The sequence below is a fragment of the Uruburuella testudinis genome (assembly GCF_022870865.1).
Classification (GTDB): domain Bacteria; phylum Pseudomonadota; class Gammaproteobacteria; order Burkholderiales; family Neisseriaceae; genus Neisseria; species Neisseria testudinis.
Genome location: NZ_CP091508.1, coordinates 2,008,067 through 2,021,334, shown reverse-complemented (window position 1 = coordinate 2,021,334; position 13,268 = coordinate 2,008,067). Strand labels below are relative to the sequence as shown.

14 protein-coding genes are annotated in these 13,268 nt (G+C 55.5%); 8 read left to right on the top strand and 6 right to left on the bottom strand.

Features of this window, described 5'->3' with window-relative positions; genetic code table 11:
* Positions 1-137: 137 nt before the first annotated feature.
* The 3 genes from argC to LVJ83_RS09255 form a co-directional block, all read right to left on the bottom strand.
* On the bottom strand, positions 138-1,181 hold the full coding sequence (argC, locus tag LVJ83_RS09265) for an N-acetyl-gamma-glutamyl-phosphate reductase (protein ID WP_244784227.1): 1,044 nt from the start codon (positions 1,179-1,181) through the stop codon (positions 138-140).
* 334 nt (positions 1,182-1,515) lie between these two features.
* Positions 1,516-2,670 carry an NnrS family protein gene (locus LVJ83_RS09260; RefSeq protein WP_244784226.1) on the bottom strand — a complete coding sequence of 385 codons (1,155 nt, stop codon included), beginning with the start codon at positions 2,668-2,670 and terminating at the stop codon, positions 1,516-1,518.
* Between the two features lie 84 nt (positions 2,671-2,754).
* On the bottom strand, positions 2,755-3,126 hold the full coding sequence (locus LVJ83_RS09255; RefSeq protein WP_244784225.1) for a hemerythrin domain-containing protein: 372 nt from the start codon (positions 3,124-3,126) through the stop codon (positions 2,755-2,757).
* A 116-nt stretch (positions 3,127-3,242) separates the two neighbouring features.
* On the opposite strand from LVJ83_RS09255, the gene LVJ83_RS09250 reads away from it, so the two are divergent.
* The 8 genes from LVJ83_RS09250 (at position 3,243) to LVJ83_RS09215 (ending at position 9,893) form a co-directional block, all read left to right on the top strand.
* Entirely contained in the window at positions 3,243-3,686 is a 444-nt protein-coding gene (locus LVJ83_RS09250) for an RrF2 family transcriptional regulator (protein ID WP_244784224.1), read from the top strand.
* A gap of 68 nt (positions 3,687-3,754) precedes the next feature.
* On the top strand, positions 3,755-4,738 hold the full coding sequence (gene hemC, locus LVJ83_RS09245; RefSeq protein ID WP_244784223.1) for a hydroxymethylbilane synthase: 984 nt from the start codon (positions 3,755-3,757) through the stop codon (positions 4,736-4,738).
* A gap of 148 nt (positions 4,739-4,886) precedes the next feature.
* Positions 4,887-5,600: a uroporphyrinogen-III synthase gene (locus LVJ83_RS09240; RefSeq protein ID WP_244784222.1), complete on the top strand. Its 714-nt coding sequence runs from the start codon at positions 4,887-4,889 to the stop codon at positions 5,598-5,600.
* 3 nt (positions 5,601-5,603) lie between these two features.
* On the top strand, positions 5,604-7,079 hold the full coding sequence (locus tag LVJ83_RS09235; protein WP_425315999.1) for a uroporphyrinogen-III C-methyltransferase: 1,476 nt from the start codon (positions 5,604-5,606) through the stop codon (positions 7,077-7,079).
* Positions 7,076-8,311 carry a heme biosynthesis HemY N-terminal domain-containing protein gene (locus LVJ83_RS09230; RefSeq protein ID WP_244784221.1) on the top strand — a complete coding sequence of 412 codons (1,236 nt, stop codon included), beginning with the start codon at positions 7,076-7,078 and terminating at the stop codon, positions 8,309-8,311. The genes LVJ83_RS09235 and LVJ83_RS09230 overlap by 4 nt, the downstream gene beginning before the upstream one ends.
* Before the next feature lie 172 nt (positions 8,312-8,483).
* Entirely contained in the window at positions 8,484-8,858 is a 375-nt protein-coding gene (locus LVJ83_RS09225; protein WP_425315998.1) for an ElaB/YgaM/YqjD family protein, read from the top strand.
* A 298-nt stretch (positions 8,859-9,156) separates the two neighbouring features.
* Positions 9,157-9,573, top strand: a complete 417-nt coding sequence (locus LVJ83_RS09220; protein WP_244784220.1) for a phage holin family protein — start codon at positions 9,157-9,159, stop codon at positions 9,571-9,573.
* Positions 9,570-9,893 (top strand): hypothetical protein, encoded by a 324-nt coding sequence (locus LVJ83_RS09215; RefSeq protein WP_244784219.1) that lies wholly within the window; start codon positions 9,570-9,572, stop codon positions 9,891-9,893. The genes LVJ83_RS09220 and LVJ83_RS09215 overlap by 4 nt, the downstream gene beginning before the upstream one ends.
* A gap of 151 nt (positions 9,894-10,044) precedes the next feature.
* Here LVJ83_RS09215 and LVJ83_RS09210 read toward each other — a convergent pair whose 3' ends face one another.
* From LVJ83_RS09210 to recN, 3 genes are all read right to left on the bottom strand, one after another.
* Entirely contained in the window at positions 10,045-10,866 is an 822-nt protein-coding gene (locus LVJ83_RS09210; protein ID WP_244787725.1) for an IS3 family transposase, read from the bottom strand.
* Positions 10,851-11,201: a helix-turn-helix domain-containing protein gene (locus LVJ83_RS09205; protein WP_244783964.1), complete on the bottom strand. Its 351-nt coding sequence runs from the start codon at positions 11,199-11,201 to the stop codon at positions 10,851-10,853. The genes LVJ83_RS09210 and LVJ83_RS09205 overlap by 16 nt, the downstream gene beginning before the upstream one ends.
* 383 nt (positions 11,202-11,584) lie before the next feature.
* Entirely contained in the window at positions 11,585-13,246 is a 1,662-nt protein-coding gene (gene recN / locus LVJ83_RS09200) for a DNA repair protein RecN (protein WP_244784218.1), read from the bottom strand.
* Positions 13,247-13,268 lie beyond the last annotated feature (22 nt).

The following is a 13,268-nucleotide window of genomic DNA, read 5'->3' as shown; positions in this document are numbered from 1 at the left end:
TATTTGCAAAAGCAAGCTATTGTTTCGGCAGTTAATGCCCATTCATGAATGGAAGCGGAGCTGCTTTGGCTTGGCCAACAACATCATGCCGTCTGAAAATGTTTCAGACGGCATGATGTTGTTGGTTGGCAAGAAAATTATGGCAACAAAGGCGCGGTTTGCAAACCGGCGGTTTCGTCGAAGCCAAACATGATGTTCATGTTTTGCACGGCTTGGCCGGCAGCGCCTTTGACCAGGTTGTCGATCACCGAGAGCAGTATCCACACATCGCTTTGGGGGGCTTTCTGCACGCTGATGCGGCAGATATTGGCGCCGCGCACACTGCGGGTTTCGGGGGTGCTGCCCGGCGGCATAACGTCTACAAACGGGCTGTTGCGGTAAAAGCTGCTCAAAATATCGTGCGGGTTGCAGTCTGCTTGCAGATGAACGTATTGGGTGGCGTGCATACCGCGGATAACCGGGGTGAGATGGGGCACAAACACAAAGCCTTTGGCCGCATCGGCTTGCAGGGCAGAGATGGTTTGTTTGATTTCGGGCAGGTGGCGGTGACCGCCGATGCCATAGGCTTTAAAGTTGTCGCCGGCTTCGCAAAACAAGGTGCCGACGGCGGCTTTTCTGCCGGCACCGGAAACGCCGGATTTGCAGTCGGCAATCAGCGGCATGCCGGTATTGACGAGGTTGTGCTGCAACAGCGGCAGCAGCGGCAATGATACGCAGGTGGGGTAGCAGCCGGGGTTGGCAACCAAGCGGGCGGTTTTGATGGATTCGCGGTTAAGCTCGCACAGGCCGTACACGGCTTCTTGCAGGGTTTCGGCGGCGGTAAAGGGCATGCCGTACCATTGCTCCCAGGTGGGGATGTCTTTGATGCGGAAATCGGCCGATAAATCGACCACGCGCACGCCTTGCTCGAGCAGGGCGGGGGCATCGCGCATGGCAACGCCGTGCGGTGTGGCGAAAAATACCAAATCGCATTGTTCCAGCCCTGCTTCTTCGGGCGTTTGGAACGCTAAATCATAAATACCGCGCAGGCTGGGAAAATAATCGGCTACGTGCACACCGGCTTCGCTGCGGCTGGTAATGGCGGTCACTTCTGCACCGGGATGAAGGGCCAGCAGGCGCAATAATTCGACGCCGGTGTAGCCGGTGGCGCCGACGATGCCTATTTTGATGCGGTTTGCCATGAAACGTCCTTTCGATGGTTTGGAGTGGGTTTAAATCGTGCCGGGCAGCTGCGGGCAGGCTGAATTTTTATGTTATGCCCATTGGTAAAAATAATCTAACCGCGTTGGCTTCTTCTCAGTATGAGCAGGATTGGCGGATGAATCGGTGTAGGTAGTTTAAGCGCAAGCAGGCCGTCTGAAAAGTTTTTTCAGACGGCCTGAGGGTTGCATGGTGTCGGAGGCCGGGGTTTAGGGTATCCTGACCGTTTGATTTAAGAGTGTATTTTGCCCCTGAAAACGCAGCAAATGTGCTTTTAACGCAAAAAAATGATGATATATGAATGGTCAGGATACCCTAGCCTGCCTTGCCGTCTGCGCGCGGTTTCAGCAGCCAGGGGATGTAGCGCCAGGCATACAGCAGCAGCGAGAGGGTAAACAGAACGGCGGAGCAGCGGATGCTGTGGGTATAGGCCGTGCCGCTGACAAAAGTGGCCAGAATACGTATCAGAGTGGCAGCTATCATCAGCCAAAAAGCCAAAGATACGGGTTTGGGAGCAGGGTAAATCGGGTGGCCGGTATGCCCGAGTGCGGTACGCGCCATCATGCCGACGGTGAGCAGGCCGATGCCGCCCACGCCGATTAAATGCACACCTAAAGAAAGATAGGCGGGCAGCCATTGCGCCAGGCCGGTTACCAACAGCCCCAGAGCGGTAAAGGCATAGCCGGCGAAAAGCACCCACAGCATCGGCTCGCGCAACACCCCTTTATGCCACCAGCGGCACACCTGCACCAAATTGATCACACCGGCGGCCACGCCCAGCAGGCCGGCTAACGGCAATGCTGTTTGCAGCATCATCAGCACCGCCATCAGCATCGGCAGCACCAACGCGGCCAAAGCCACCCACATCGGGCTGGCTACTTGCGCAATGTTCAAACGTTTGGCGGTAAAAAACGAGATGATGCGCATGCCCACGAGGCCGATAAAGCCCGCCACCATCACCAGCCCCGAGAGCAGGCCGTTGAGCAGTGCGCCGGGTTGGAACGGCTGCAAATAAAGGTGGAACACCGCATGGGTGAGGCCGAACAAAACCAGCGCCGCCACGGCGATATAGTTGCGCGAATTGCGGCTGCGTATGACCGGCAGCGCCATGCACACCGCCGCATACCAGAAAAACACCGTACCGGCCACACCGCTTACCGCGGCACCGCCGGGAACGAGCGCGGCAATCCGCGCCAGCAGCCAAACCGCGGTCAGGCCGAATAATGCACCGCCGCGGGTAGGCGGCTGGCCGGTCCAGGTGGCCACGGCCGTGAGCAGAAAGCCCACCACCACCGCACCGGCATAGCCCCAAATCATTTCGTGGGCATGCCAGTAAAACGAAGGCAAATCAGGCGTGCCCGGGTAGCCGAAGCCCCACAGCAGTATTGAGGCCGCGCCGAAAAGCGCCGCCAGCGCGTAAAACGGGCGGAAAGCCATGGCCCAAACAGGGTGTTTGAACAGCATAGTCATGGTGGTTCCTTTTAGGGTTTTGCAAGTGGTTCGGGTGTGGTTGCGGCTTGATTTTTGAATACAGGCAGGCCGTCTGAAAAACGGTTACGGCGTATCCAGAAAAGGCTCAATGGCCGGAAACAGCTCGCGCTCTTCAAAGCGGGCGTGATCACGCAAGGTAACGGCCAAGCGGCGGTTCCACTCACTATTTTGATATTGCGGGTGCGCCAGCATATCGCGCAGCCCGGCGTGGTCGGCCTCAAAGCGGCTGCGCAGTTTTTCATCGAGTGCCGGCCAATGAGGTGCAAACTGTTGCTCTTCAGCCTGAAAATGAGCCAGCAAATCAGGGCGGTGGGCTTCGATATCGGTTTGATGTGTGGCGGCGGGGTCGCGCAGGATACGCACGCATAATGCCAATGAATGATGATGCTCGCGTGAGCGTTCGATTAAATCGGGGTGGCGTTTTAGAGGTTTCATGGTTGTGCCCGTGGTTGGATTATTTTATAAGTTTCATATATTATGAAACTTAATTGAAAATAAATCAAATTCAGGTATGATTACACCATACGTGACAGCTTAGCAGAGATACACCTATGTATTTGACCCAACACACCGATTACGCCTTGCGTGTGCTGATTTACAGCGCCATTAACGATGATGCGCTGGTCAATATCGGCACCATCGCCGACACCTACGGCATTTCCAAAAGCCACTTGATGAAAGTGGTTACTGCACTGGTAAAAGGCGGTTTTCTAACCAGCATGCGCGGCAAGGGCGGCGGCCTCAAGCTGGCGTGTGAGCCGGAGCAGATCAACATCGGCGCGGTGGTGCGTCATATGGAGCCGATGCAGATGGTCGAATGCATGGGCCCTAATAACGACTGCCTGATTTCGCCCAACTGCCGCCTGGCCGGCATTATCGGCGGCGGCATCAAAGCCTTTCTCAATTATCTCGACGGCTTTACTCTGGCCGATTTGCTCAACAAACCGACCTACGATGTGCTGTATCTGCCCAAAGTAGACATCATGGCCGTCTGAAAAAAAGCGCTGTTTAGGTTTCAGACGGCCTGTTGATGCAGCATGCCGTCTGAAAAACTACGCAAATCATGGTAGACTTGCCCGCATCCGTATTCACGCATTTGCGAGCTTTATTTATGACTTCCCCAAGCAAACTCATTATCGCCAGCCGCGAAAGCGCACTGGCCATGTGGCAGGCCGAACACATTCAGGCGCGCCTGCAAGCCCTTTACCCCGAGTGCGACGTGCAGATACTCGGCATGACTACCCGCGGCGACCAAATCCTCGACAAAACCCTTTCCAAAATCGGCGGCAAAGGCCTGTTTATCAAAGAGCTGGAGCAGGCGCTGCAAGAGGGGCGTGCCGATTTGGCCGTGCATTCGATTAAAGACGTGCCGATGGATTTGCCCGAAGGCTTCGCGCTGGCCGCCATCGGAGAGCGCGCCAGCCCGTTTGATGCCTTTGTATCCAACCGATACGAGCGGCTGGAAGACTTGCCGCACGGCGCAGTAGTGGGCACCTCCAGCCTGCGCCGCGAAGCCCAATTGCGCGCCCGCTATCCCCATCTCAACATCAAACCCCTGCGCGGCAACGTGCAAACCCGTTTGGGCAAGCTTGATAAGGGCGAATACGATGCCATCATTCTCGCTGCCGCCGGTTTGCAGCGGCTCGGCCTTGATGAACGCATCCGCCTGATTTTGTCGCCGCTCGACAGCCTGCCCGCAGCCGGACAGGGCGCGCTCGGTATCGAAATCGCCGCCCACCGCTATGATTTGCTCGAAGCACTCAATCCGCTCAACCATGCCGTAACCAACGCCTGCGTAAGCGCCGAACGCGCACTTGCCCGTGCGCTTGACGGCAGCTGCCAAGTGCCGCTGGCCGCCTATTGCACTGAAGCAGACGGCCTGCTCACCCTGCATGGCCTGGTCGGCCACCCCGACGGCTCCGTGACTTTGCAGGCACAGGCCGAGGCGCCGTTGGCCTATGCCGATGCACTCGGCCGCGCCGTGGCAAAAAAGCTGGCCGAAGATGGCGCGATAGAATTGATTCAAGCCATTTTGGCCGAACAATAAAAAACGAAGCAAAGGCCGTCTGAAAGAGATGATGGATTTTCAGACGGCCTGTTGTTATTTCTGCCGGCATCCTATTTGAGTGCTGCAAGTATCCGCTTTTGTATGTTCCGAAACAGATGACATCCATCGATAAGGCCGTCTGAAAACCATGCCCACATTATTGATTACCCGCCCCGAAGGCCGTGCCGCCGCCGAAATGCAGGCTTGCGCGGCGGCAGGTTGGCGCGCTGTGCCGTTCAGCCCCATCCGCATCGAAGCCGATGCCGCCGCCTTACAGCAGTTGCCGGCCAGGTTTCGGGCGGCAGATGCGGTGTTTTGGGTCAGCCCGAGTGCGGTGGCGGCAGCTGCGCCCTTGTTGGATTTTTCAGACGGCCTGCCGGTGCAGATTGCCGTGGGGCAGGGCAGCGCCAAAGCTTTGGCACAATATTGCCCGCAGCCGGTTTATGCGCCGGAAACGGGCAACGACAGCGAAGCGGTGTTACGGCTGGATGTATGGCAAAACCTGGCACACAGCGCGAAAATCCTCATTGTACGCGGCCGCGGCGGGCGCGACTTTTTGGCACAATCGCTGCGGCGGCAAGGCTTTGCGGTCGAGCTTGCCGAAGTGTATTTCAGACGGCCTCAGGCATTGGATTGGGCGCTGTTTGCGCAAGAAAAACCGCAAGCCGCATATGTGACTTCGTCGGCAATCGCCTCGGCCTTATTTGCACAAGTGCCGCTCGAATTGGCGCAATCTCTCGAAACCTTGCTATACTTTACCCACCATGAGCGCATAGCCGCCACGCTGCGTGCCGCCGGCGCCGACAATGTCCGGCTGGTGGCGCAGCTCGATATGCATACCTTACAGCGCGAAACGGAGTAAGCAATGAAGCCCGACGAAACGCAAAACCCATCCGGCCAAGCGGCGCAATCCCAACCGATTGTGGTGTCGCCCGACGGCATCGCCACGCCGCCCGAAGCCGCGCCCGACAGTGCGGAATCACACGAAGCGGCGCAGGCCGGCACCGCCCGAAACGAAGCAGGGCGCGAGCCGGAGCCCGCATCCGAAACCAAGCCCGAACCCGTGCCGCCGGCAGCCGGTCGCCCGGAACCCAACAACACAGGAAAAAACATGTCTGAATCCAATCAAACACCGACAGCCGCCCCCGCCCCCGTGGTGATCAAACAGTCTTCCGGCAAAGGCCTGGCCGCCGGTGCGCTGGTGTTGGCCTTGTTGGGCTTGGGGGCCAGTGGCTTTTTATTTGTGCAGGGGCAGAATATTTTAAAAACCCAGCAATTGAGCTTCGACCAGAAAATCGATAAAGCCGCTTTGGGCGAAAGCCAAAACGCCAGCCTGCTGCAAGACAATATCCGCAAACAAACCGAAGTGCAGGCCGCTTTGACACAGCTTTCAGACGGCCAAAAGCAAAATACCGCGCAAATCGCCGCCGCCAACCGTGCGTATCAAGAGCTGCTCAAAGGCCGTGCCGACTGGCTGGTAGACGAAACCGAAGCCACGTTGAATCTGGCGGCACAGCAATTGCTGCTGTCGGGCAATGTGCCGGTTGCCCTCAGCACGCTGGAAAATATCGAAAACCGCCTGAGCCGTTTCGACCAGCCCGATCTGCTGCCGATTAAACAAGCCGTGAGCAACGATTTGGCAGCCTTGAAAAACCGCCCGTATTTAGATATGGCCGGCGCATCGCTGCGCTTGGGCCGTTTGGAAACCGCAGTGGCCGGTTTGCCGCTGATGGTTGACGGCACTTTGCAGCCGGGGCAGACCGCCGCCGCGCCGGCAAATACCGACGGCCTGCCGTGGTGGCAGGCAGCATGGGAAAAAACCTTGGCCGGCCTCAAAGGCATGGTGGAAGTGCGCAAGCTGAATAATAACGATGCCATGCTGATGGCGCCCGAGCAAGTGTATTTCGTGCGTGAAAACCTGCGCTTGCGGCTCTTGGATGCCCGCGTGGCGCTGATGCAGCATAACGGCGAAGTGTTCCAAAGCGATTTGAACAGCGCCGAAGCGGCGGTGAAACAATATTTCGACGGCCGCTCGCCGGCCACCCAATCGTGGTTGAAAGAATTGTCGGATTTAAAAGCGCTTGATGTGCGCATGATTGCCGATGACCCGCTCAAAGCCAGCCTGACCGCCGTGCGCGCTTATCAAGACAATCTGCGCACCGCCCATCCGGATGCGCTGCCTGATGCCGCTGCGGAAAGCACCGCATCAGAGCCTGCCGCCGCCTCGGCTCCGGCTGCTGCTTCCGAGCCTGAGGCCGCGCCCGCTTCGTCTGCCGGCACGGCCGCGCCCGCCGCCAAACCGGCATCTGCACCTGACGCAGTGAAAGGGGATCAAGCATGAGAGGCCTGATTTGGATTATTGTGCTGTTTGCCGTTGCTGTCGGCCTGGCGATGGCCGCCAGCACGTATAGCGGCAATGTGTATATCGTGGCTGAACAAACCATGCTGCGCGTGAATCTGCATGCCTTTATTCTCGGCCTGATTGCGCTGGTGGTGGTGCTTTATCTGCTGGTGCGCCTGATTGCCGGTATTTTGCATGTGCCCGGGCGGATGCAGCGCTTCGGTGTCAAACGCAAAGGCCGTCAGGCCGGCACAGCGCTGAATAATGCCGGCCTGGCCTTTTTTGAAGGCAAATATCAAAAAGCCGAGCAAGAAGCCGCCAAGGTGCTGGCCAACAAAGAAGCCGGCGACAATCGCACGCTGGCGCTGATGTTGGGCGCACATGCCGCCGACCAGATGGACGACACCGCATTGCGCGACCAATATCTGCAAGACATCGCCGCGCTGCCGGCCAAACAGCAGCTTTCACGCCATTTGCTACTGGCCGAATCGGCATTGAGCCGCCGCGATTATCCCGCCGCAGAAAGCAACATCACCGCGGCTGCGCAAATCAACCCCCACCTGACCCGCCTGGTGCGCCTGCAACTGCGTTATGCCTTCGATCACGGCAACGCCCTTGATGTGTTGGATAAAACCGCCAAGCTTTTAAAGGCCGGTGCCATCAACGAATACGAAGCCGGCCAGTATCAAAGCTGGGCATACCGCCGCCTGTTGGCGCTAGCCACCGACAGCAGCGGCCTGAAAGCCTGCCTGAAGCGCATTCCCGATGCACAGAAAACAGGCGAATTGTGTTTGCCGATTGCCGAAAAATATGCGGCGCTGGGTTTGTATGACCAGGCTGTCAAATGGGTCGGCCAGTATTATCCGCACACCCAGCAGGCAGAATTGCTGGAACCGTTTGTGCACAGTGTGCGCTATCTGGATGAAAAAGCCCAACGCAAAGCCATCGACACAGCCGACGGCTGGCTCAAAAGCCGCCCCAAAGATGCCCGCCTGCTGATGCATTTGGGGCAGCTGGCTTACAGCAAACAACTTTGGGGTAAGGCACAGGGCTATCTTGAAGCCAGCCTCGCCATCACACCGAGCGTGCAGGCGCGTTTGGCATTGGCCAAAGTGTTTGACGAAACCGGCCAAGATGCCCGCGCCGAACAGCAACGGCTGCTGGCGCTGGAAGGTGCTACGCATGATGAAAACGAAGCACTGCTGCCGGTAGTAGCGGATGCACATGCGTAAGGTTTAAATCCGGATATCGGCGTAACTTGATAAAGGCTGTCTGAAAATGTTCAGACGGCCTTATTTTATTAAAATAAAAATCAATTTCCTTGCAATTTTACAAAATGCCGTTATATTGAAAAACAAGGCGACAGGAAATACCGCCGTTTTTTCACTTAAACACAAGGAGAGTATGATGCGTAAAGATCGTGAATTCGAAGCCCAAAAAGAAGCCCTGATGAAAGAAGTGCGCAACGTGTTGCAAGAAGTGGAAAGCCTGTATGACACCGGTGTTGAAGCCGGCACAGAAGAAGCCAAAGCCTTGAAAGTTAAAGCACAAGAGCAATTGAGCAAGGTTAAAGCACAGTTTGCCGATTTTGAATCGGCTGCTGCCGACAAAGCCCGCGAAGCCGCCGACCGCGTACGCGAAGGCGCGCATTACACCGCCGAAAAGGCCCGCGGCGCTGCCCGCCATACCGATGAGCTGATTCAAGACAAACCTTATTACGCTATGGGTTTTGCCGCACTGGCAGGCTTGGTTGTAGGTGTTTTGCTCAACCGCCGTTAAGCCCGTTTGCATCGGGTGATTTGAGCCGTTGCGATTTATGATTCAGACGGCCTCAGCCCCATTTCCGATTGCCGCCCGTATGCAGAACCACAGCCTGCGGCCGGGCGGCTTTTTACGGTATCTTCAATCTGCAATGAATGCTCCGTCAGGATGCCCTAAGCGCATCTTATATTGATATATATCGTACCGGAGAGATGGCAGGCGTTGTGCAATACCGATTTTGAAAACCTGCCGAAGCCGGCTGTTTCATCATACCCGGCGGGGTAATACATTCAGATCATGCAAACAAGGGAGAATCATGAGTAGCTTGGGAAACCATATCCGGCATTTTAAAACACTGCTGTATCAGGGCAGTGATTTGATGGTATTGCGCCTGCGTTTGTTGGCGCTTGATTTAAATGCCCAGGCCGGCAGCGTGTTGAGAATCATCGGCGCCATTGTTTTTGCTGCCGTTATGGCTTTATTGGGCTTGTCCAGCTTGCTGTTCGGATTAAACAGCGTATTGGACAATCAAACCAAAATTTGGGTGTTTTTCAGTATTGCCGCTGTATCGCTATTGGCTGTAGCCGCATTATTGGCCTGGGCAGTTTCCACTTGGCGCAACCGCAGCAGCCAAGTGATGGCCACTTTGCAGGATATGCAGCAGGATATCGCTTACTTGCGCGGCCAAACAGGTGGCGGCTCCGAGCCGGCAAGAAAGGAGCAGGAACAATGAAAATAAATGCCAACGAACAACGGGAGTTGCTGGAGTTGCAAGCGCAGCTGACCCGCTTGAAAATTGCAGCGGAATATCTTAAACAGCAAAAAGCACGTGAGCAGCAAAGCATTATCGACAGCGGTTTCAACAAGGCGGTGGGTTTAACGCATCAAGCACTCAGCCTGAGCAACGGCCTGCCTTCCAGCCGCCTGTTGTGGAACAGCGTATTTTTACCGTTACGCTGGCGCCAACGGCTGTTGATGGGGGCGGCATTGCTGCTTTGGAAATATTGGCGCGATTCGCAAAGCTCTGCGAATCGAATGATGAGAAAGTTCTAGAATGTGGGTAGCAGTATCTGTTGTCGGTAGCGGTTTATCAATAGAATGATGTGACCTAAACAGATGTATATTTGTGTGTATATGAGGCCGTCTGAATGTTGAACTGCCCCCCAAATCTTGGATATTTTCAAACCGCTGAATCAATCACGCTTCAAGCGGCGGTTGCAAACTGAGTTCTGTATGCCACAGGGCTCAGTTTTTTCAAATTCAAACTCAATCGCTCATGATTGTAGTAGCGGATATAGTCATGTATTTCCGCCTCCAATTCCTCTATCGAAGCAAAAGTCCGGTTGTAGAAACATTCCGTCTTCAATATTGCGAAAAAACTCTCCATCGGCGCATTATCCCAGCAATTGCCTTTGCGCGACATGCTTTGGGTGATGCCTGCCTCTGCCAATTGCTCACGATACGCATGGCAACGATACAATACGCCCTGGTCGGAGTGCAGCATCGGTTTGCGTGCGCCCAGTTGCGCCACTGCCTGTGACAGCATGGTCGTTACCATTTCGCTGTTCGGGCGGCGCGACAGGTGATAGCTGCGGATTTCGCGGTTATACAAATCGAGTATCGGCGACAGATACAGCTTTTGACCGTCGCATTTGAATTCGGTGACATCGGTCAGCCATTTCTCGTCGGGTGTGTTGGCGTTAAAGTTGCGCTTCAACAGATTCTCGGATGTTTCGCCCATCGCCGGCGGGTAGTATTTTCGCTTGGCTCTGACGATGGCTTTCAAATTCATTTTTTTCATCAGCCGCGCTACTTTCTTGGTGTTCCATGACAGTGCGGCGGCAATGCGCCTTTGTCCGTAACAGCCTTTGTGCTGCTGGTAAACGGCGTATACTGCTTCCATATCTGCCTGATCTTTGTCGGGCTTTTGGTTGCTTTTTCTGCTGAAGTAGAAGCTGCTGTGTGACAGTTCGGCAGATTCGCAAAGATATTTTAGCGGGTGTTCTGTTTTTAATGCTTCGATGATGCGGGCTTTTTCTCGGTTGGGTTTGCGCGCTTCATCAGCGCATCGAGCTTTTTTAGATAAGCGTTCTCCGCTCTGAGGTAGGCGACTTCTTCTAATAGCTCTGCCTGTGTTTTTTCGGCATCGGGTTTGTCGGTAATAAAGGGGTTTTTGCGTTGTTTGGACATGGTGCTTTGAGGGTGCTCCAGCGCGTGGATGCCTGCTCGTTCGTAGGCGGCAATCCATCGGCGTAAGTGGGTTCGGGATATTTGAAGCTCGTCTGCGGTGCGTTGTTGGCTTCTGAGTGCATAATAACGCATCACGGCCTGATGTTTGAAGTGTAGGCTGTATTTAGACATAAGAAAACTGTACCTTTCATGGGTTGGTGGGGGTGTCCAACTTTTGGGGTACAGTTCATGTTTACAGCATTCAGACGGCCTCAATCGTTGCAGAATCCGAATATCTATCTGTTTATTTATAGCCGTTCAGCTTATTATCTATTTACAAAAGTAGCTAACAAGGAGTGAGCCGAAGACCGTACAACCAGTAGGCCGAGGCGAGCCAATGCCGTTAGGTTATTTTTGTGAATGGGTATGAATATAACAGGCCGTCTGAAGGGTTTGATATTGCAGTCAATCAACCATTCTGATGGCTGGCTTCAATTCACAATAATGAAGTGCTGCATTAGGGTGTTTGGGCCATTCGATTTACGGATTTTGTGTTCCTGAAAGCGTATCTGTTGCTATTTTGCAGCCAATTCCAGCAGCTCTTTGGCATGGCTGCGGGTGGTGTCGGTAATGGTTTCGCCGCCGAGCATGCGGGCGATTTCTTCGATGCGTTGCGCCGGTGTGAGTATGTTGATTTCGCTGAGGGTCTGCTCGCCTTCACTGTGTTTGCATACTTGCCAATGGTTTTCGCCGCAGCTGGCAACTTGCGGCAGGTGGGTAACGGCAAGCACTTGGTGTTGTTTGCCCAGCGCACGCAATGCACGTCCGACCATTTCGGCAACGCCGCCGCCGATGCCGGTGTCAACTTCATCAAAAATCAAGGTGGGCACTTGGGTATAGCGGCTGGTAACAACTTGCAGCGCCAGGCTGATGCGGGCAAGTTCGCCGCCTGAGGCCACTTTGTTGAGCGGGCGCAAAGGCGTGCCTTTGTTGGCGGCCACTTGATATTGCACCTGCTCCAAGCCGTGTGCAGTAGGAGAAGAGGGCAGCAGCTCAATGTGAAAGCGGGCGCCTTTCATGGCCAGGTGCTGCATATGTTTGCCGGTTTCGCTACTGAGCTCGGCGGCGGCTTCATGGCGAGAGGCGGAAAGTTTTTGCGCAGCCTGCATATAATCGTGTTCGCTGCGGGCAGCCGCGGCTTCAAGGGCGGCGATATCGGTGGCGGCATCCAGATTGTGCAGGGCGTGTTCCAGTTCGGCCAGTTTTTCGGGCAATTCTTGCGGCTCGACACGGTATTTCCGCGCCATGCTCATCAATTCACTCATGCGCTGCTCTTGCTCGGCCAGCTCGTCGGGGTTGATTTCGACGCGGGCGGCTACATCGCGCATATTGGCGCTGACTTCGCCCAGCTCGGCTTCGATGCTGGCCAGCATGTTGAGGCTTTCGGCAAAGCGCGGTTCGATGTTTTGCAGGTTGCCCAGCAGCTTCTGACATTGATAGAGCAGGCTTTGCATGCCGTTTTCTCCATCAATGCAGTCGCCGGCCTGCTCGGCGGCCTGTAATAATTCGGCGGCATGCGCGAGGCTGTCGTGGCTTTGGCTCAAGGTTTCCCATTCGCCGCTTTGCAGATCGAGCCGGTTGAGTTCATTAAACTGCCATTCGAGCCGTTCGCGTTCGATGGTAATGCTTTCGGCATGGCTGTGGGCTTCGGAAAGGGCTTTTTGGGCGGCAATCCAGCTTTGATAGTGTTGTTTGACGGTTTCGGCCTGGGGCAGGCTGCCGGCAAAGGCATCCAGCAGGTGGCGTTGGGCGGCTTCTTTGTTGAGCGAATGGTGTGCGTTTTGGCCGTGAATGTCGATAAGCTGTTCACCAACGGCTTTCAATTGGGTGAGTGTGGCGGCCTGATTGTTGAGAAAGCTGCGGCTTTTGCCTTTGGCATCGATGATGCGGCGGATGCTGAGCTCTTCCGCACCTTCTTCCAGCAGGCCTTGTTCGCGCAGACCGGCTTGCAGTTGCGGCAGGGCGCTGATGTCGAATAAGGCGGAGAGGCGGGCTTCTTTGGCGCCGCTGCGCACTTGGCTGAAATCGGCTTTATCACCCAGCAGCAGCCCGAGCGCATCCAATGTAATGGATTTGCCGGCCCCGGTTTCGCCGGTGAGCACGGTGAAACCGGTTTGGAAGTTCAGGTTGAGTTGTTCGACAATCACAAAATCGCGCAATGAAAGTGCCAAAAGCATGGTGTGTCCTTATGGGCCGGGC